The 18361-nt window shown below is 66.8% G+C and carries 16 protein-coding genes and 1 tRNA gene; 6 read left to right on the plus strand and 11 right to left on the minus strand.

Going from position 1 to position 18361, the window contains the following annotated elements; all coding sequences use genetic code 11:
- Positions 1-12: 12 nt before the first annotated feature.
- Together ASD67_RS10595 and ASD67_RS10600 are read left to right on the plus strand one after the other, a co-directional pair.
- Positions 13-315 (plus strand): PaaI family thioesterase, encoded by a 303-nt coding sequence (locus tag ASD67_RS10595; protein WP_268798553.1) that lies wholly within the window; start codon positions 13-15, stop codon positions 313-315.
- Positions 312-1421: an HlyD family secretion protein gene (locus ASD67_RS10600; protein WP_082544953.1), complete on the plus strand. Its 1110-nt coding sequence runs from the start codon at positions 312-314 to the stop codon at positions 1419-1421. The genes ASD67_RS10595 and ASD67_RS10600 overlap by 4 nt, the downstream gene beginning before the upstream one ends.
- Here ASD67_RS10600 and ASD67_RS10605 read toward each other — a convergent pair.
- Together ASD67_RS10605 and ASD67_RS10610 are read right to left on the minus strand one after the other, a co-directional pair.
- Positions 1418-2341, minus strand: a complete 924-nt coding sequence (locus tag ASD67_RS10605; protein ID WP_056346642.1) for an alpha/beta fold hydrolase — start codon at positions 2339-2341, stop codon at positions 1418-1420. The two genes, ASD67_RS10600 and ASD67_RS10605, sit on opposite strands and share 4 nt — an antisense overlap.
- A gap of 86 nt (positions 2342-2427) precedes the next feature.
- Positions 2428-3015 carry a TetR/AcrR family transcriptional regulator gene (locus ASD67_RS10610; RefSeq protein ID WP_056346646.1) on the minus strand — a complete coding sequence of 196 codons (588 nt, stop codon included), beginning with the start codon at positions 3013-3015 and terminating at the stop codon, positions 2428-2430.
- Positions 3016-3123: 108 nt separating this feature from the next.
- On the opposite strand from ASD67_RS10610, the gene ASD67_RS10615 reads away from it, so the two are divergent.
- Positions 3124-3708 (plus strand): inner membrane-spanning protein YciB, encoded by a 585-nt coding sequence (locus ASD67_RS10615; protein WP_056346648.1) that lies wholly within the window; start codon positions 3124-3126, stop codon positions 3706-3708.
- A gap of 3 nt (positions 3709-3711) precedes the next feature.
- Here the strand turns inward: ASD67_RS10615 and ASD67_RS10620 are convergent, their stop codons facing one another.
- Complete coding sequence (locus ASD67_RS10620) at positions 3712-4959, minus strand: aspartate kinase (protein WP_056346650.1); 1248 nt, start codon at positions 4957-4959, stop codon at positions 3712-3714.
- A 158-nt stretch (positions 4960-5117) separates the two neighbouring features.
- Here ASD67_RS10620 and ubiG point away from each other — a divergent pair, with 158 nt between their 5' ends.
- Both ubiG and ASD67_RS10630 read left to right on the plus strand, forming a co-directional pair.
- A complete protein-coding gene (gene ubiG / locus ASD67_RS10625; RefSeq protein ID WP_056346652.1) occupies positions 5118-5843 on the plus strand; it encodes a bifunctional 2-polyprenyl-6-hydroxyphenol methylase/3-demethylubiquinol 3-O-methyltransferase UbiG in 726 nt (241 codons plus the stop codon).
- On the plus strand, positions 5840-6433 hold the full coding sequence (locus ASD67_RS10630; protein WP_056347295.1) for a YdeI/OmpD-associated family protein: 594 nt from the start codon (positions 5840-5842) through the stop codon (positions 6431-6433). Before ubiG ends, ASD67_RS10630 begins: the two co-directional genes overlap by 4 nt.
- A gap of 96 nt (positions 6434-6529) precedes the next feature.
- Here ASD67_RS10630 and ASD67_RS10635 read toward each other — a convergent pair whose 3' ends face one another.
- From ASD67_RS10635 to ASD67_RS10670, 8 genes are all read right to left on the minus strand, one after another.
- Positions 6530-7201, minus strand: a complete 672-nt coding sequence (locus ASD67_RS10635) for a glutathione S-transferase family protein (RefSeq protein ID WP_056346654.1) — start codon at positions 7199-7201, stop codon at positions 6530-6532.
- Positions 7202-7272: 71 nt separating this feature from the next.
- A complete protein-coding gene (locus tag ASD67_RS10640; protein WP_056347297.1) occupies positions 7273-7710 on the minus strand; it encodes a hypothetical protein in 438 nt (145 codons plus the stop codon).
- Between the two features lie 154 nt (positions 7711-7864).
- Complete coding sequence (gltB, locus tag ASD67_RS10645; protein ID WP_156377648.1) at positions 7865-12394, minus strand: glutamate synthase large subunit; 4530 nt, start codon at positions 12392-12394, stop codon at positions 7865-7867.
- Between the two features lie 31 nt (positions 12395-12425).
- A complete protein-coding gene (locus tag ASD67_RS10650) occupies positions 12426-13589 on the minus strand; it encodes a DUF2059 domain-containing protein (RefSeq protein WP_235535630.1) in 1164 nt (387 codons plus the stop codon).
- A 23-nt stretch (positions 13590-13612) separates the two neighbouring features.
- Positions 13613-15055 carry an NAD(P)-dependent oxidoreductase gene (locus tag ASD67_RS10655; RefSeq protein WP_056346656.1) on the minus strand — a complete coding sequence of 481 codons (1443 nt, stop codon included), beginning with the start codon at positions 15053-15055 and terminating at the stop codon, positions 13613-13615.
- A gap of 158 nt (positions 15056-15213) precedes the next feature.
- The gene (locus ASD67_RS10660; RefSeq protein WP_056346658.1) at positions 15214-16014 is read right to left on the minus strand and encodes an undecaprenyl-diphosphate phosphatase; all 801 of its coding nucleotides are present in this window, start codon (positions 16012-16014) and stop codon (positions 15214-15216) included.
- Positions 16015-16120: 106 nt separating this feature from the next.
- Positions 16121-16996 carry a hypothetical protein gene (locus tag ASD67_RS10665; protein ID WP_056346659.1) on the minus strand — a complete coding sequence of 292 codons (876 nt, stop codon included), beginning with the start codon at positions 16994-16996 and terminating at the stop codon, positions 16121-16123.
- Positions 16997-17094: 98 nt separating this feature from the next.
- Positions 17095-18033, minus strand: coding sequence for a complex I NDUFA9 subunit family protein (locus tag ASD67_RS10670; protein WP_056346660.1), 939 nt, complete (start codon positions 18031-18033; stop codon positions 17095-17097).
- A 195-nt stretch (positions 18034-18228) separates the two neighbouring features.
- On the opposite strand from ASD67_RS10670, the gene ASD67_RS10675 reads away from it, so the two are divergent.
- Positions 18229-18315, plus strand: a tRNA-Leu gene (locus ASD67_RS10675).
- Positions 18316-18361: the final 46 nt, after the last annotated feature.

Consider the following 18361-nt stretch of genomic DNA (forward strand, 5'->3'; position numbering starts at 1 on the left):
GCGTTCGAGGGGGTGCCGGGACCCGAACATTATAATCCGATGGGAACGGTCCATGGCGGCTATGCCGCGACCCTGCTCGACTCGGCCTGCGGCATCGCGGTGGTGACCAGGCTCGCCGACGATCAGGCGATGACGACGCTCGAACTCAAGACCAGTTATCTGAAGGCGATGACCGACAAGACCGGCACCGTGCGCGCCGAGGGGCGGGTGATCTCGATCGGTCGCCGCGTCGCTTATGTCGAGGCGAAGCTAACCGATGCGGAGGGGCGGCTCTATGCCACGGCGACGTCGACCCTGCTGGTGATCACGCCATGAACGCGCCGACGGTGATCGAGGCCGAGGCGCCTGTCGCGAGGCGTTTCGCCTTTCCGGCAAAGGCGTGGAAGGTCGGCCTGATCGCGCTGCTCGTTGCCGCCGCGGGCATCTGGTGGCTGACCGCGCCGCGCACCGCGGAATCGACCGACAACGCCTATCTGCAGGCCGATTCGAGCACGGTGGCGCCAAAGGTCGGCGGGCTGGTCGCGGCGGTGCTGGTGCGCGACAATCAGGCGGTGAAAGCGGGCGATCCGCTCGTCCGCATCGACGCGGAGGATTATGACGCGCGGCTGCAGGCGGCGGTCGCCGCGGTCGCCGACGCCGATGCACAGGTCGCGACCGCGCGCGCGGCGCTGGCTGCGCTCGGCGCCGACGAACGACTTGCGGCGGCGCAGATCCGGGCGGTGGGAACGCAGATCGCCGCTGCCGACGCCGAATCCGTGCGGGCGTCGGCCGACCTCAAGCGGTACGACAGCCTGCTCGTCGATGGCTTCGTCACGCGCCGCGATGCCGACCAGGTGCGCGCGACCGCGGTCGGCGCGGCATCGGCGGCGCAGCGCTCGCGCGCCGACCTCGGCACCAGCTACGAACAGGCGGCGGTGACCAGGGCGCGGCGCCCGGTGTTGCTCGCGCAGATCCAGGCGGCCGAGGCGGCAGCGCTGAAGGCGCGTGCGGCGTTGGCGCTGGCGCGGCAGGACAAGGGGCATGCCTTGGTCCGGGCGCCGATCGCCGGGGTGGTCGGCAACCGCCAGGTGCAGGTCGGCGACTATGTCCAGCCGGGTTCGCGGCTGCTGACGTTGGTGCCGATGACGTCGGTGTATGTCGTCGCCAATTTCAAGGAAACCCAGACGCGCGAGATGCGGCCGGGGCAGAGGGCCGAGATCGAGGTCGATGCGCTCGGCGGCGATCCGCTGACCGGTACCGTCGAAAGCCTCGCGCCCGGTTCGGCGAGTGAGTTCACTTTGCTGCCGTTCGAGCCCGGTTCGGGGAACTTCACCAAGATCGTCCAGCGCGTCGGGGTACGGATCCGGCTCGACCCGGGACAGGCGGCGCTGGCGCAATTGCGCCCCGGCCTGTCGGTCACCGCGAAGGTGCGGCTGCGCTAGGGGGCGTTCAGGAAGGCGGCGACCATCTTCACCGTCGCATCGGGTTGTTCTTCCATCAGCCAGTGCCCGGCGTCGGGGATCACGCCTTCGCTGACGTCGGTGGCGGCGAAGCGCATGACGAGCGCCATCGTCGGGCCGAAGGATTTGGCGCCGCCGATGCCCAGCACCGGCATCGTCAGTTTCTGGCCCTTGGCGAGCCAGGCGCGGTTGTCGATGGCGTCCTGATCGAACGCCGCGAATTGCGCGAACCCCGAATGCATGCCGCCGGGCAGCGCATAGAGCCTGGCATAATGGTCGCGCGAGGCTTCGTCGAAGCGTTTGGGGTCGGCCGAAAACTCGTTCCAGAAGCGGTCGAGATAGATGCGTTCGCGCCCGGCGACGAGCCGTTCCATGTCGGGGCCGCCGAAGCGGAAATGCCAGAGCAGCGGGTTCTTCAATATTTCGTCCCAGGGCCCGACCCCGGGAACCGGCGCGTCGAGCAGCGCGAAACGGGTGACGCGATCGGGCTGCTGCGTCGCGAGCGCGAAGCCGACCATATTGCCGATGTCGTGGGTGACCAGCGCGAACTTGCCGATCTTGAGGCTGTCGAGCACGGCGGCGATATCGCGGCCCTGCGTCGCCTTGTCATATCCGCCCTCGGGATGCGCCGACAGCCCCATGCCGCGCAGGTCGGGAACGACGACGGTATGATCCTTCATCAGCGCGGCGGCGAGCGGCGCCCACATGTCGCCCGTCTCGCCATAGCCGTGGAGCAGGACGACCGCGGGTCCCTTGCCGCCGACACGGACATGCAGCGTCGTGCCATTGGCCGCGATCTCCTGCGTCGTGAAGGCGGCCGGGAAGGGCGGAACCTGCGCGGCTGCGGGAACGGCGGTCAGCGTGAGCGCCAAGGCCGCCAAGAAACTGCCGGGAAATTTCATTGCCCTTGCCCCTCCGTCGGCGGAAGCGAGTGCACCGCCTCAAGGGGCGAGCATGCGCCCGAGGCCCGGTTCGCGCAAGGCCGGCGTCAGCCCTTCAGCATGTCGTCGAGCAATGCGAGCGCATCGGCGCGCGGGGCGCCCGCGTCGAGCAGCGGGTTGAGGCGATCGTCGAGGAGCAGGATCGCATAGCCATGGACCATGCTCCACGCCCGCGCCGCATGGGCCCGGGTGGCGCGCGCGACGTCGGGATCGCCTTCGTGGGTGGCGGCGACCGACCCGGTCAGTGTGCCGAAGGCGCGCTCCATCGCGGCGTTCAGCGCCGGGCGCGATTTGTCGAGGCGTTCGCCGCGGAACATCAGCTGGAACAGGCCGGGCTCGGCGAGCGCGAATTCGACATAGGCGCGGCCGATCGCGTTGAGCTTGTCGGCGGGCGCGGTTTGCGCGGCGGCGGCGGCCTGCATGCGATCGGCGAAGCGCGTGAAGCCGATCGCCGCGAGTTCGCTGAGCAGGCCGGTCAGATCGTCGAAATGATTTTTTGGGGCGGCGTGCGAGGCACCGACCTCGCGCGCGACCCCGCGCAGGGTGAGGCCGGCGACGCCGTCGCGGTTGACGATTTCCTCGGCCGCCGCGAGCAGCGCCGCGCGCAGATCGCCGTGATGATAGGGCTTGGTCATCGGAACCGATTAGCGCGTCAATGTTGACGCTGTCAATTTATGCTTGACTTGCGGGCGTCGCCGCCTCAATATTGACAGTGGAAATATTGAGGCGAAAGGGACTGGCGGATGAAAACCTTGCTATACGCTCTCGGACCGATGCTGTTCGACTCGCTCGGCGTGCTTGTCTTTGCAGTGCTGCTTGTCGCTGGCGCGGATATCGTGATTGCGACGATCGCGGGCACCATCGTGGCGCTTGCGGTGGTCGGTTACGAGCTGGCGCGCGGCAGGAAGGTCGCGGCGCTGCAGTGGATCAGCCTCGCGTCGGTGCTCCTCACCGCTGCGGCGACGCTCTTCACCGGCGACCCGCGTTTCGTGATGGCAAAGCCCACCATCGTCTATCTGGTCGTCGGGACGGTGATGCTGCGCCGCGGCTGGCTCAACCGCTATATCCTGCCCGAACAGTTGGCGCTGGTCGGCGATGTCATGGACCGGTTCGGGATGATCTGGGCGGCGCTGATGTTCGCGAGCGCGGGCCTCAACCTGGTCATTGCGGTGTTCTTCACCGCCTGGTGGCCGCTCTTCATCGGGATATTCCCGCTGGCGTCGAAATTCACCCTGTTCGCGGTCCACATCGCGGTGGTGCATGTCATCGGCCAGGCGCGGCTGCGCCGCCGCACGGGCGGCGAGTTGCAGCCGTTGGCGGCCGAATAGGGCTTAGTCGGCGTCGAGCCCGTAGGCGGTGTGCAGCACGCGCACCGCGAGTTCGGTCTCGTCTTCGTCGATCAGCACGCTGACCTTGATCTCGCTGGTCGAGATCGCCTGGATGTTGATGCCGCGGTCGGCGAGCGCACGGAACATCGTGCTGGCGACGCCCGCATGGCTCTTCATGCCGACGCCGACGACGCTGATCTTGGCGACCTTGTCGTCGCTGATGATGCGGTTGAAGCCGATCTTGTCCTTCGACGCTTCGAGCAGGTCGATCGAGCGGAGGAGGTCGGTGCCCGGGACGGTGAAGGTCACGTCGGTCTCGCCCTTTTCGCGGCCGACGTTCTGGATGATCATGTCGACGTTGATCCCGGCGGCGGCGAGCGGGCCGAAGATGTTGGCGACCGCGCCCGGCTTGTCGGGCACGCGGGTGACGATGATCTTCGCTTCATTCTTGTCGTGGGCGATGCCGGTGATCAGCTGCCGTTCCATCTGATGTTCCTCTATTTCCTGGTCGCTGACGATCATCGTGCCTTTTTTGGGAGCCTCATCGCCTTCGACGAAGCTCGACAGCACCTGCACGCGCACGCCCATCTTCATCGCGAGCCCGACCGAGCGCGTCTGGAGCACTTTCGCGCCGACGCTCGCGAGTTCGAGCATTTCCTCGTATGTCACATAATCGAGCTTGCGCGCGCGCGCGACGATGCGCGGGTCGGTGGTATAGACCCCGTCGACGTCGGTGTAGATGTCGCAGCGATCGGCCTTGAGCGCCGCGGCGACCGCGACCGCGCTGGTGTCCGAGCCACCGCGGCCGAGCGTCGAGACGCGGCCATCGTCCATCATGCCCTGGAAGCCCGGGATCACCGCGACCTCGCCGCGCGCCATCGCGGCGCCGAGCGCGCCGGTGTCGATATCGATGATGCGCGCGCGGGCATGCGCTTCCTCGGTGCGGATCGGCAGTTGCCAGCCGAGCCAGCTGCGCGCCGGGGTGCCCATCGCCTGCAGCGTCAGTGCGAGCAGGCCCGAGGTCACCTGTTCGCCTGCGGCGACGACGACGTCATATTCTGCGGGGTCGTAGCGCGGGTTCGCCTCGCGGCAGAAATTGACGAGGCGGTCGGTTTCGCCGGCCATGGCGGAAACGACGACCGCGACCTCGTTGCCGTTGGCGACTTCGCGTGCGACGAGCTTCGCCACGGTGCGAATTCGTTCGGTGCCCGCCATCGACGTGCCCCCGAATTTCATCACGATCCGCGCCATCTCGCCCCGCTTTCAAGAAACTGGTTTCCACCGCAACATTCGTACAATTTTGCGGCGCTCGGCTGTTAGGGAAGGGGGCGGGGGAAGGCAAGACCGGCAACGCACACGGCGGATAGAATTTCTTGCGCCGGTGATGCCCCGGTGCCACATCAACGGCCATGAGCACCGCCACGATCAACCCGAACGAAGCCGCGCATTTCGGGGCGCTCGCCGCCGACTGGTGGGACCCGCATGGGTCGTCGGCGATGCTGCATAAGCTCAACCCGGTGCGGTTGTCCTATATCCGCGGCCAGATCGACGCGCATTGGCACGGCGACACGCGCGCGAGACACCCGCTTGCGGACAAAAGCGCGATCGACGTCGGGTGCGGTGCCGGGCTGCTCGCCGAACCATTGGCGCGGATGGGCGCCGGAGTGACGGGGGTCGACGCGGCACCCGAAAATATCGCGGCGGCGCAGGAGCATGCGGCGGGGCAGGGATTGGCGATCCGCTATTTTGCGGGCGAACTGGCGGCGTTGCCGGCGGCGACCTTCGACCTCGTCACCTCGATGGAGGTCGTCGAGCATGTCACCGACCCGGCGGCATTTATCGGCGAACTGGCGGCGCGGCTCGCGCCCCGTGGTCTGATGATCCTCTCGACCCCGAACCGGACGATGCTGTCGAAACTGCTGCTCGTCGAGGCGGCCGAACGCGTCGGCGCGGTGCCGCGCGGGACGCACGACTGGGACCAGTTCCTGAAGCCCGAGGAATTGACGAAACTGATGGAAGGCGCGGGGCTGGAGGTCATCGACCGGACCGGGCTGTCGCCGTCGGCGGCGAAAGGCTTCAAGCTTGGCGGCAGCGAGGCGCTCAATTACCTCGTCACCGCGCGGTGGCCGGGATGAACCGCGACCCGCGCGTCGATGCCTATATCGCCGCGCGGCAGCCTTTCGCGCAGCCGATCCTGATCCATTTGCGCGAACTGGTGCACGCGCACGCACCCGGCGCCGAAGAAACGCTGAAATGGGGGGTGCCGCATTTCACGCTGGGCGGACAGAACCTCGCCGGGATGGCGGCGTTCAAGGAGCATGCGACCTTCGGCTTCTGGCGCGACGAGGATGTTACTGGTTCGGCGCGCGACACCGGCGCGATGGGGAGCATGGGGCGGCTGGCGACGCTGGCCGACTTGCCGTCGGATGACGTGATGGCGGCCTATATCGCCAAGGCGGCGGCGCTATGCGCCGAGGGCAAGGCCAAGCGTCCGGCGCCGAAACCCAAGGCGGCGCTCGACCTGCCCGACGACCTTGGCGCGGCGCTGGGGGCCAATGCCGCGGCGCAGGGGCATTGGGATGCCTTTTCGCCGGGCAAGCGCCGCGACTATATCGAATGGGTGCTTGAGGCGAAGCGCGAGGAAACGCGCATCAAGCGCATCGAAACGATCGTCGCGCAGGTCGCCGAGGGCAAGGACCGCAACTGGAAATATAAGAGCTGCTGAGTTCGTGTTCCCCGGCGAAGGCCGGGGCCCGGATCGCGCAGCGCTACATGGCATGGACCCTGGCTTTCGCCGGGGAACACCGACGTCCTCGCCGCGTCAGAAGTCCACATCCTCATAATATTTCGGCGGCGTCACGATTTCCATCCGTTCCGCCAGGAGGGGGCGAAAGCTGGGGCGGGATTTGAGGCCCGAATACCATCCTTTCGTTTGTTCGTGCCCGGTCCAGTCGATGCCGCCGAGATAGTCGGCGACCGAGATATGCGCCGCGGCGGTGAGGTCGGCGAGGCTCATCGTCGCGCCGGCGAGCCAGGTGCGGTGGTCGATGAGATAATCGACATAATCGAGATGCTGGTTCGCCGCCTTCATCGCCTCGCGCAGCGCGCCGCCGTCGGGAGGCTGGCGGTGGACGATGCGCTTCTGCATCCGTTCGAACAGCAAAGGCCCGGTGACCTCATAATAGAAATCCTGGTCGAACCAGGCCGAGAGGCGGCGGATTTCGGCGCGATTGGCGGCGGTGCCGTTGATCATCGCCTTGCCCTCGACCGTTTCCTCGAAATATTCGGCGATCGCCATGCTGTCGATCAGCACCTGCCCGCGGGCGGCGTCGACCATGACCGGGGTCCGCCCGGCCGGATTCAGGTCGATGAATTCGTCGCGGCGCTCCCATGGCGATTCGCGCACCAGATCGTAACCGACGCCCTTTTCACCGAGCAGCAGGCGGATTTTGCGCGAAAAGGGGCAGAGCGGATATTGGTAAAGTTGCCACATGGCGTGGGCATAGCGGCAGGGGGGCGCGGCGCGCAACGGCTATGGTGCGTTGCGGCGCCGCAGGCTGTGGATCAGCGGCGCGCGGCGTCGCGTTCGCGTTGCCATTGCGCCGCGAGATCGCGCGCCATATCCTTGAGAACCGGGGCATAAGCAGCAGCGGTCGTCGCGAGCTGGCCCGCCATGCGCGAGGTGGCGCGGACGTCGTCGCCCATGCGCCGGCCGGCGTCGGGGTTGCTGCCCGTAACCTCGCCCAAAGTTGCATCATGGGGAATATAAGCTGCGTCCGACTCCGGATCGACGCGCGCGATCGCTTCGGCGAGGGGGCCGATGTTGGTGCGCATCAGCGCATCGACGAGGATCGTCACGGTGTCGGCCATGCGATCGGCCTCGACAGGATCGGTCAGCGTCGCGGCGGCATCGCGCACATCGGCGGCATGCGCCGGAAGCGGCGCGGCGATGGCGAGCAGGGGGAGGGCGACCAGGGCGAGTTTGGGGGTCCAGCGGGTCATCGGCATCTTCCTTTCCGGGAAGGGTGCGGGGTCAGCGAAAGCGCGGTGTATGGGGACACAACGCTTTCGCTGGGCTGAACATGGCAGGGGATGCGGTGGGACGAAACGGCGATGCGACAAAGCGTCGCCCCCGCATAGGCGGGGGCGACGGACTCTACTCCGCCGCCACGACCGCCATTTCCTCGTCGCGCAGGGGGTGCGACAGGCGGCCGACCATTTCCTTGGGACACACCTGCCAGAATTGCCCGAGCCAGCGGTCCCAGTCGGCGAGCACCTCGTTCGACCATTTGCTGCCGGTGGCCTTGGCATGGTCCTCGACCAGCGCCTTGAGCACGCCTTCCCAATGGCGGCTTTCGACGCGCTGCCAGACGATCGATTCGGGGTTGGCGCGGCGTTCGAAATGGTCGTCGGCGTCGAGCACGAAGGCCATGCCGCCGGTCATCCCGGCGCCGAAGTTCGAGCCGACGGTGCCGAGGATCACCGCGATGCCGCCGGTCATATATTCGAGGCCGTTGGCACCGCAGCCCTCGACGACCACGTTAGCGCCCGAATTGCGCACCGCGAAGCGCTCGCCCGCCTGGCCCGCGGCGAGCAGGGTGCCCGCGGTCGCGCCATAGAGGACGGTGTTGCCGACGATCGTGTTGTGCTGGCTGACCAGCGGGCTCGACACCGTCGGGCGCACGATGATGCGGCCGCCCGACAGGCCCTTGCCGACATAGTCGTTGGCGTCGCCGAACACTTCGAGGCTGATGCCCTGGCACAGGAAGGCGCCGAGCGACTGGCCCGCGGTGCCGCGCAGGCGGACCTGGACATGATTGTCGGCAAGGCCCTTCATCCCGAAGCGCGCGGTGACTTCGGCCGACAGGCGGGTGCCGACGGCGCGGTGGGTGTTGCGGACATTGTAGGTCAGCTGCATCCGCTCGCCGCGCTCGAACAAGGGCTTGGCGTCGCTCAATATCTGCGCGTCGAGGCTGTCGGGCACCGGGTTGCGGAGCAGGCCGTGCGAGCGGCGCTCGTTGTCGGGCGCGTCGACCTTGGCGAGGATCGGGTTCAGATCGAGGTCATCGAGATGTTCGGCGCCGCGGCTGACCTGGCGCAGCAATTCGGTGCGGCCGATCACCTCGTCGAGGCTGCGGTAACCGAGCTTGGCGAGGATCTCGCGCACTTCCTCGGCGATGAAGGTCATCAGGTTGATGACCTTCTCGGGGCTGCCGGTGAACTTGGCGCGCATCTTTTCGTCCTGCGTGCAGACGCCGACGGGGCAGGTGTTGCTGTGGCACTGGCGCACCATGATGCAGCCCATGGCGACGAGGCTGAGCGTCCCGATGCCATATTCCTCGGCGCCGAGGATCGCGGCGATGACGATATCGCGCCCGGTCTTGAGTCCGCCGTCGGTGCGCAGGCGGATGCGGTGGCGCAGGCCATTGAGGGTGAGGACCTGGTTGACCTCGCTCAGGCCCATTTCCCACGGGGTGCCGGCATATTTGACGCTGGTCTGCGGGCTGGCGCCGGTGCCGCCGGTGTTGCCCGAGACGAGAATGACGTCGGCGTGCGCCTTGGCAACCCCGGCGGCAACCGTGCCGATACCCGCCGAGCTGACGAGCTTGACGCAGACGCGTGCCTTCGGGTTGATCTGCTTCAGATCGTAGATGAGCTGCGCCAGATCCTCGATCGAATAGATGTCGTGATGCGGCGGCGGCGAGATCAGCATGACGCCCGGGGTCGAGTGGCGCAAGCGGGCGATGAATTCGGTGACCTTGAAGCCCGGAAGCTGGCCGCCCTCGCCGGGCTTGGCGCCCTGCGCGACCTTGATCTCGATCTCGTCGCAGGCGCCGAGATATTCGGCGGTGACGCCGAAACGGCCGCTGGCGATCTGCTTGATGTTGCTGTTGGCATTGTCGCCATTGGCATAGGGTTGGTAGCGTTCGCTCGCCTCGCCGCCTTCGCCCGACACCGCCTTGGCGCCGATGCGGTTCATCGCGATCGCCAGCGTTTCATGCGCCTCGGGAGACAGCGCGCCCAAGGACATGCCGGGGGTGACGAAACGCTTGCGGATTTCGGTGATCGCTTCGACGCTGTCGAGCGCGACGCCCTGCGCCGGATAGTTGAACTCCATCAGGTCGCGCAGATACACCGGCGGCAGGTCGGCGACGCCGCGCGCGAACTGCAGATAGGTCGAATAGCTGTCGGTCGCGACCGCGGTCTGCAGCAGATGCATCAGCTGCGCCGAATAGGCGTGGGTCTCGCCGCCGGCGCGCTGGCGATAGAAACCGCCGATAGGCAGGGTGGTGACGCGCTTGTCATACGCCGCCTCGTGCTTCTCGGTCGCGTTGATGAACAGCGACTGATAGCCTTCGCCCGAGATCTTCGCGGGCATGCCCGGGAAAAGGTCGTTGACGAGCGCGCGGCTCAAACCGACCGCCTCGAAATTATAACCGCCGCGATAGGAGGAGATCACCGCGATCCCCATCTTGGCGAGGATCTTGAGCAGACCGTCGTCGATCGCCTTGCGGAAGCGCTTCAGGCAGTCGTCGAGCGTCAGTTCGCTGCCGAACAGTCCGCGCGCCTGGCGATCGGCGATCGCGGCTTCGGACAGATAGGCCTGAACGGTGGTTGCGCCGACGCCGATCAGCACCGCGAAGGCATGGGTGTCGAGCACCTCGGCCGAGCGGACGTTGATCGAGGCATAGCTGCGCAGCCCCTTGCGGACGAGATGCGTGTGGACGGCGGCGGCGGCGAGCACCATCGCCATGCCGACGCGGCCTTCGCCCAGCTTTTCGTCGCTCAGGAACAATTCGCTGCGCCCGGCGCGCACCGCATCCTCGGCTTCGCGGCGGACGCGCGCGATCGCTTCGCGAAGGGTAGAGGCATCGCCGCCGACCTTGAAGGTGCAGTCGATGTCGGCGACCGCGTCGCCGAAATAGGCGCGCAGCCGGTCCCAGTCGTCGCCGACCAGCACGGGGCTGTCGATGACGAGGACATGGTCGCTCTGCCCCTTTTCATCGAGGATGTTGGCGAGGTTGGCGAAACGCGTCTTGAGGCTCATCACATGCCGTTCGCGCAAGCTGTCGATCGGCGGGTTGGTGACCTGGCTGAAATTCTGGCGGAAGAATTGCGCAACGTGGCGTGGTTTGTCCGAGATGACCGCGAGCGGGGTGTCGTCGCCCATCGAGCCGATCGCTTCCTTGGCGTCCTCGACCATCGGGGACAGGATGAGTTCCATGTCCTCCATCGTCAGCCCGGCGGCGACCTGACGCTTCAGCAATTCGGGGCGGTCGAAGGCGGGCAGGGTCGATTTGCCGCCCTTGGGCAGGTCGGCCATGCTGCGGAAACCCTTGACCCGCGACGCATAGTCATGCGCGCCGGCGATCCGGTCCTTGATCGCGCGGTCCTCGTAGAGCTGGCCTTCGTCGAGGTCGACCGCGATCATCTGGCCGGGGCCGAGGCGCCCCTTCTTGCGGATGCTCGCCTCGGGCAGCAGCACCATGCCGCTTTCAGAGCCGACGACGAGCAGATTGTCGACGGTGAGCGTGTAGCGCAGCGGGCGCAGCGCGTTGCGGTCCATGCCCGCGACCGCCCAGCGGCCGTCGGTCATCGCGAGCGCGGCAGGGCCGTCCCACGGCTCCATCACGCTGGCGAGATAGGAGTACATCGCGCGGTGGGTATCGGGCACCTCGGCATCGTCACCCCACGCTTCGGGGACGAGGATCAGCTTGGTTGTCGGTGCGTCGCGCCCGGCGCGGCACAAAGCTTCGAACACCGCGTCGAGCGCGGCGGTGTCCGACGCCCCCGCCGGGATCACCGGCTTGATGTCCTCGCTATGCTCGCCAAAGGCGAGGCTCGCCATCTTGATCTCGTGGCTCTTCATCCAGTTCTTGTTGCCGCGGATCGTGTTGATCTCGCCATTATGGGCGAGGCAGCGGAAGGGCTGGGCCAGCCACCATTGCGGGAAGGTATTGGTCGAATAGCGCTGGTGGAAGATCGCGACGCGGCTTTCGAACAATTTGTTCGTCAGGTCGGGATAGAAATCGGCGAGGCTCTCGGCGAGGAACAGCCCCTTGTAGATGATCGACCGCGCCGACAGGCTGCAGATATAGAAATCGGCGATCTGCGCCGCGACGACCTTTTTCTCGATCCGGCGGCGGACGAGGTAGAGGCGCTTTTCGAACTCGGCGAGCGACTGCGCGTCGGGCAGCGGCCCGGCGATCATGATCTGCTCGATCTCGGGCCGCGTGCGCTGCGCCTTGTCGCCGATCACCGACACGTCGACCGGCACCTGGCGCCAGCCATAGATGGTGTAGCCCGCGTCGATGATCTCGGATTCGACGATGGTGCGGCAATGTTCCTGCGCATCGAGGTCGGTGCGCGGCAGGAAGATCATCCCGACTGCGAGCCGATTGGGCAGCGCCTTGTGCCCCGACGCGGCGATCGCATCGTCGAAGAAACGCACCGGCAGGTCGACGTGGATGCCCGCGCCGTCGCCCGTCTTGCCATCGGCATCGACCGCGCCGCGATGCCACACCGCCCGCAGCGCCTCGATCGCCGCCTCGACGACGCGGCGCGAGGCCTTGCCGTCGGTCGCGGCGACCATGCCGACGCCGCAGGCGTCGGATTCCATGTCGGGGCGGTACATGCCCTCGGCTTCGAGCCGGGCATGTTCGGGAGTGGGATAGTGGGTCATCATGCAGTCCTGACGGTGTCTTGTTTTGTGGCGCCTATTCGGCGGTGTCGGGCAGGCCGAGCTTCTTGCGGGCGTTGGCAGCGGCGGCGGCCTCGGCTTCATAGGCGGCCGAGGTCGCTTCGCTGACCGCGGTTTCGAGCGCCTCGACCTTTTCGCGATCGGCGTCGGACCAGTTGCTGCGGTCGTAGCCGGCGTCGAAGTCGCCCGCGGCGTCGACGGCGTCGCCAGCCGCCGCGGCGGCATCGGCAGCGGCTGCGGTGTCGTCATAGGCCGCGGCATCGGTCGCCTCCATCGCCGCATCGTCGACCGATTTGTAAAGGTCACGCTGGTCCTTGAGCGTCTGGACATCGATCTTCATCAGCCCGGCCAGCTTGGTGAGGTCGGCGTCGCTGAGGTCGGCCATCTGCCGCTCTTTCGGCAGGTCCTTGAACTTGCCTTCCAGTTCGGGAGCACGGTCGATCCACTTGTTCGCCATCGGCGGCACCGATTTGATGATGGCGAGGATGATTTCGGGGTCGGCCTGAAGCGCCATCCATTCGCTGGCATAGGCGCTGCCCGCCGGGGTCGCGAAAAAGGCGTTCATCTGGTTCAACTGGTCGGCGCTGAACTTGCGGGCAAAGGCGTTCGCCATGCCGTCGCGCATCGGGATCTCGAGGTCGCGGAGCACTTCGCTGATCAGCGGCTTGACGTTGGTCATGATCTGCTCTTCGCGCGCCTTGCGGTTCGGGTCGAAGATGTCGGCGATCTTTTCCTTGGTCCCGTCGTCGAGCGCCGAAATCTTGTCGGCTTCCACGCCGGTCTTGTACGACAGCATGATGTCGGACATGCCGCCAAGCTCGCCCATCAGGCCGCGGAACAGTTTGCCGTAAAGATTGTCCATCATCTTTTCGAGGCTGCCCGTCGGAACGAGCGCACCCGTCGTCTTTTGGGCGATGGCCAGCTGGGCGGGAGCGATCGGCGGCAATTTGTCGGTGCCGAAGATCTTTTCGACCATCGCGATGGCCTGATCCATTTCCTTCTGCATCTTGGCCTTGGTCTGCGCGAGGCCTTCGGGCGAGGAGGGATCGACATAATCCTCGGCGGGCACATCGACCGCGATCACTTCGGCGGCGGGCGCTTCCTTGGGCGCGGCGGCGTGGGCGGTCAGCGGCGCAAAAGCGATCGTGCCGGCGAGCAGCATGGATTTCCAGGTCGACATAATGTGATTCCTTCCCCTGATGGTCATGCCGCCTTCATTTCGCTTTCCGCGCGGACTTTCAACCATTTCGCCATCTGGTCGCTGACATCGCGGCCGTCGCGGATGCCCCAGACGACGAGGCTGGCGCCGCGCACGATGTCGCCGGCGGCGAAAACGCCGGGCAGGCTGGTCATCATCGTCTGGTGATCGACGCGCAGCGTGCCCCAGCGGGTGACGCTGAGGTCGGGGGCGCCGAACAGATGCGGCAGTTCCTCGGGATCGAAGCCGAGCGCCTTGATCACCATGTCGGCGGGCAGGTCGAACCGGCGGCCGGGATCGGGTTCGGGGCTGCGGCGGCCGCTGGCGTCGGGGGCGCCGAGGCGCATGCCCGCGACCGCGACCTGTTTCACATGCTTGTCGCCGGTGAAGCTTTCGGGGGCGGAGAGCCAGACGAATTCGACGCCTTCCTCCTCGGCATTGGCGACCTCGCGCTGCGACCCCGGCATATTCTCGCGGTCGCGGCGATAGAGGCATTTCACCGACTTCGCGCCTTGGCGCACCGCGGTGCGGACGCAATCCATCGCGGTGTCGCCGCCGCCGATGACGACGACATGCTTGCCCTTCGCGTCGAGGCTGCCGTCGTCGAACGCGGGAACCGCGTCGCCGAAGCCCTTGCGGTTCGAGGCGACGAGATAGTCGAGCGCGGCGATGACGCCCGCGGCTTCGTTGCCGGGGACCGCGATCTCGCGCGCCTTGTACACCCCGGTGGCGATCAGGATCGCGTCATGCCGTTGCCGCAGTTCGTCGAGCGTCGCGTCGCCGCCGACCTCGAACCCCAGATGGAAATGGATGCCGCCGGCTTCGAGCCGTTCGATGCGGCGCATCACCACGTCCTTTTCGAGCTTGAAGCCCGGGATGCCATAGGTCAGCAGCCCGCCGGCGCGATCGTGCCGGTCATAGACATGAACCTCATGCCCCGCGACGCGCAGATATTCGGCGGCGGTGAGGCCCGCGGGGCCGGCACCGACGATGCCGACCGACTGGCCGGTGGGCTTGCCGGGATGCACGGGTTCGACCCAACCCTCGGCCCAGGCGGTGTCGGTGATATATTTCTCGACGCTGCCGATCGTCACCGCGCCATGGCCCGAAAATTCGATCACGCAATTGCCTTCGCACAGACGATCCTGCGGGCAGATGCGTCCGCAGATCTCGGGCATCGTCGAGGTCGCGTTGCTGAGTTCATAGGCCTCGCGCAGCCGCCCCTCGGCGGTCAGGCGCAGCCAGTCGGGAATATGGTTGTGCAGCGGGCAATGCACCGAGCAATAGGGCACCCCGCACTGCGAACAGCGCGCGGCCTGCGCATCGGCGTCGGGCGCGGCATAGCGCTCGGCGATTTCGCGGAAATCGCGCGCGCGCTCTTCGGCCGAGCGCTTGTCGGGATAGGATTGTTCACGCCCCACAAACTGGAGCATGCGATCGGCAGCCATGCAATTTCCCCTTCGTTGCGGGGCGATTGCATCGTCAAATGCCCCATGTCACGCAAGAAATGCACGATAGGGAAGTATTGCTAACCTAAATATCGAACTTGCCGAGCAGAAGAAAGTCTCCCGCGCAACTATCTTACATTAAAAGGTCCGGTCCGGCCCTATCTCATGGTCAGCCAAACCAGCGCGGCGGCGCCGACGATGATTCGGTACCAGGCGAAGGGGGTGAAGCCATAGCGTGTCACCACCGCGAGGAACGCCTTGATCACCACCCAGGCGACGATGAACGAGACAAAGGCGCCGACCCCGATCAGGCCGAGGTCGTTCGTCGTGATCGCGTCGCGATGCTTGAACAATTGCAGCGCGGTCGCGCCGGTCAGGGTCGGCAGCGCGAGGAAGAAGCTGAACTCGGCGGCGGTTTTGCGGTCGACGCCCAGCGACATCGCGCCGAGGATCGTCGCGCCCGAGCGGCTGACCCCGGGGATCATCGCGATGCACTGGACGAGGCCGATCAGCACCGACTGGCGCACCGACAGGTTGGCGACGCCGCCGCTCTCCTTCGGCTTGGCATAACGTTCGACGAGCAGGATCGCGAAGCCGCCGATAATCAGCGCCCAGGCGACGACCACCGCATTTTCGAGCAGCACTTCGATATAATCGCCGAGCGCGAGGCCGAGCGCGACCGCGGGGACGAAGGCGAGCGCCAGGTTGCGGACAAAGGCGATCGCGACCGGATCGCGCCGAAAGAAGCCGGTGAACATCTCCCAGAATAATTTCCGGTAGAGCACGACGATCGCGAGGATCGCGCCGGGCTGGATCGCGATGTTGAAGATCGCCCAGCGCGACGCGTCATAACCGAGCAATTCGGTCGCGAGGATCAAATGCCCGGTCGACGATACCGGCAGGAATTCGGTCAGCCCCTCGACGATGCCGAGGATGATGGCGGTCATGATTTCGTTCATTGGGTCCTGCGACGATGGCTCTGAAACAAGGCGGGGGCGCCCGACCGATGTCGGACGCCCCTGTCCTGTCTCTGCCCTAAGGACAGCCGCGCGGCTTGGCCAGTCGCTATTTGAACCGCGCGCCGCAGGCTTTCAGTACATTGGCCGGCGGGCCGAGGTCGAGCGCCTGTTCGAGCAGCTTCTTCGGGCTGCCGGCGAGCGCGAGGTCGGGCATCATGCCGCCGTCCTGCAGTTTCTTGGCGACGGCCTTGGCCATCGCGCCTTCCTCGCCCTCCAGCGTACCGAGCAATCCGGCGTTGAAGCCGCACGCGGCGACCGCCTGGCCTTCGTCGGCGGGCAGCGTTACCGCGGTGGTCGCGGCGGCCTTGGGATATTCCTTGACGCAGGCGTCGGTCAGCGGCCCGACCGCGCCCGACGCGATCGCCCATTCGACCTTGCCCGCCATCGCATTCTGCGCCGCCGCCATGCCGCCATCCTGGTTCGCCGCGGCGATCAGGAAATAGGAGGATTGCGGGTTCATCAGGACGTTTTTCTGGAGCGCCGCGAGGTCGCTCGATCCGTCGCCGAACGCCGCGGCGACCGCGACCGCGGCGCAGGCCGCGGGCTTTTCCTTCGGCTCGGTCGGCAATTTCGGTAGCGGCTCGGGGTCGCCGAGCGCATAGGCCGCCTTGCACTGGTTGAGCGTGCCCAGCCAGTTGCCGCCCTTCAGCGTGTCCTGGATATCGCCGAGCAGCGCCTTGCCCTTTTCATCGTCGAGGCCGGTGGCGCTGAAGAAACCCGTCTTGTCGACGATGGTCTGCAGCAACTCCTGTCGCCTTTTTTCCTCGGCGGCTCCCTTGCCGCTGCCCGCCGCGGCATAGGCCAGCGCCGAACGACCGCATAAGGTCGCGCGCTCGGCGGCATCCTTTGGCAATCCATGCAAATCGGCCGGCGTATTGTCGCAGCCAGCCAGAACCAGCGCCGCCGTCAGCAGCGCGGCCATCCCCCCATATTTCATCGCACACCCCCGCAAAGCAGAAGCGACCCCGGCTCAGAGTAACAGCTTTTGCGATTGGCGCCAGAGGGCGCGCGGGCGGGGGGTTAGCGCGCGGCGAGTTCGGCGAAGCGGCCGTTGCGGCGATATTGCACCAGCCAGCCGTCGGCGACCGAGGCGAGCGACGCCGGCACGATACCGAGGTCGCCAAGCCCCGCCGCGTCCGCCGCGACGACATTGTCGTGCTGCAGCATCAGCCATTGGTCCTTGGTGATCGGCGCCCCCGGCGCCCAGCCGAAACCGCTGGCGAGTGCCGAGGCGACGGCGTCGGGCACCTCGACGAACAGCGGGCTGCGCGCGGTCGCTTCGGCGATCCAGCGCTGCAATTCGGCCATCGTCAGCACCTGCGGCCCGCCAAGCTCGAACGTCCGGCCCGCCGCGCCTGCGTCGAGCGCCGCGACCACCGCGTCGGCGACGTCGGCGACATGGACCGGCTGGAACTTCGCACCCGGCGCGATCACCGGGACGACCGGCAGCATGCGGATCATCCCCGCGAAGCGATTGATGAAGCGGTCCTCGCGGCCGAAGACGATCGAGGGACGCAGGATCGCCGCGGCGGGAAAGGCGGCGCGCACGCGCGCTTCGCCGTCGCCCTTGCTGCGACCATAGGCCGAGGCGGCGCCCGGGTCGGCGCCGATCGCCGAGACATGGACCAGCGCCGCGATGCCGGCGGTCGCGGCCGCCTGTGCGATGTTGCCGGCGCCTTCGGCATGGACCGCAGCCATGTCGTCGAAGCTGCCGACGAGGTTGATCACCGCGTCGCTGCCCTGGATCGCGCGCGCCACGCTGGCGGCGTCGCGGACGTCGGCGGCGACGAACTGCGTCTGGCCGAGCCCGCCGAGCGGCTTCAGGAACACCGCCTTGCGCGGCTCGCGTTCGGCGATGCGCACCCGCGCGCCGCGCGCGAGCAGCTTCTGCACGACATAGCGGCCGATGAAGCCGCCGCCGCCGAGCACCGTGATCAATTGTTCGTCGAGATTTCGCATCGCATGAGCCCGTGATGATTCTGTCGCGGCGCCGTCCGCCGTCCGGCTCCCCATGCCGCGAAGCGATGGTGCGGGCAAGGGGAGAGCGGGACGGCGGCACCGGAAAGCGCCACTTTTCGATAAAATGCAGCGAGCCGGTTGCAGCGCGGTTGACAAGGCGCGTGCCGCGCCGCTAAGCGCCCGCTCCTACCCCGTGCCCAGATGGCGGAATTGGTAGACGCACCAGCTTCAGGTGCTGGCGATCGCAAGGTCGTGGAGGTTCGAGTCCTCTTCTGGGCACCAGCTACTCTCAAAGCATTGAAAATGCGCGGGGATCGTCGCAAAGACG

It is taken from the genome of Sphingopyxis sp. Root1497, assembly GCF_001427085.1.
Classification (GTDB): domain Bacteria; phylum Pseudomonadota; class Alphaproteobacteria; order Sphingomonadales; family Sphingomonadaceae; genus Sphingopyxis.

Bases quoted from the DNA above. Each gene is read 5' to 3' on its own strand.
- ASD67_RS10600 (WP_082544953.1), top strand. From the start codon at position 312: ATGAACGCGCCGACGGTGATCGAGGCCGAGGCGCCTGTCGCGAGGCGT.
- ASD67_RS10605 (WP_056346642.1), bottom strand. From the start codon at position 2,341: ATGAAATTTCCCGGCAGTTTCTTGGCGGCCTTGGCGCTCACGCTGACC.
- ASD67_RS10610 (WP_056346646.1), bottom strand. From the start codon at position 3,015: ATGACCAAGCCCTATCATCACGGCGATCTGCGCGCGGCGCTGCTCGCG.
- ASD67_RS10615 (WP_056346648.1), top strand. From the start codon at position 3,124: ATGAAAACCTTGCTATACGCTCTCGGACCGATGCTGTTCGACTCGCTC.
- ASD67_RS10620 (WP_056346650.1), bottom strand. From the start codon at position 4,959: ATGGCGCGGATCGTGATGAAATTCGGGGGCACGTCGATGGCGGGCACC.
- ubiG (WP_056346652.1), top strand. From the start codon at position 5,118: ATGAGCACCGCCACGATCAACCCGAACGAAGCCGCGCATTTCGGGGCG.
- ASD67_RS10630 (WP_056347295.1), top strand. From the start codon at position 5,840: ATGAACCGCGACCCGCGCGTCGATGCCTATATCGCCGCGCGGCAGCCT.
- ASD67_RS10635 (WP_056346654.1), bottom strand. From the start codon at position 7,201: ATGTGGCAACTTTACCAATATCCGCTCTGCCCCTTTTCGCGCAAAATC.
- ASD67_RS10640 (WP_056347297.1), bottom strand. From the start codon at position 7,710: ATGACCCGCTGGACCCCCAAACTCGCCCTGGTCGCCCTCCCCCTGCTC.
- gltB (WP_156377648.1), bottom strand. From the start codon at position 12,394: ATGATGACCCACTATCCCACTCCCGAACATGCCCGGCTCGAAGCCGAG.
- ASD67_RS10650 (WP_235535630.1), bottom strand. From the start codon at position 13,589: ATGTCGACCTGGAAATCCATGCTGCTCGCCGGCACGATCGCTTTTGCG.
- ASD67_RS10655 (WP_056346656.1), bottom strand. From the start codon at position 15,055: ATGGCTGCCGATCGCATGCTCCAGTTTGTGGGGCGTGAACAATCCTAT.
- ASD67_RS10660 (WP_056346658.1), bottom strand. From the start codon at position 16,014: ATGAACGAAATCATGACCGCCATCATCCTCGGCATCGTCGAGGGGCTG.
- ASD67_RS10665 (WP_056346659.1), bottom strand. From the start codon at position 16,996: ATGGCCGCGCTGCTGACGGCGGCGCTGGTTCTGGCTGGCTGCGACAAT.
- ASD67_RS10670 (WP_056346660.1), bottom strand. From the start codon at position 18,033: ATGCGAAATCTCGACGAACAATTGATCACGGTGCTCGGCGGCGGCGGC.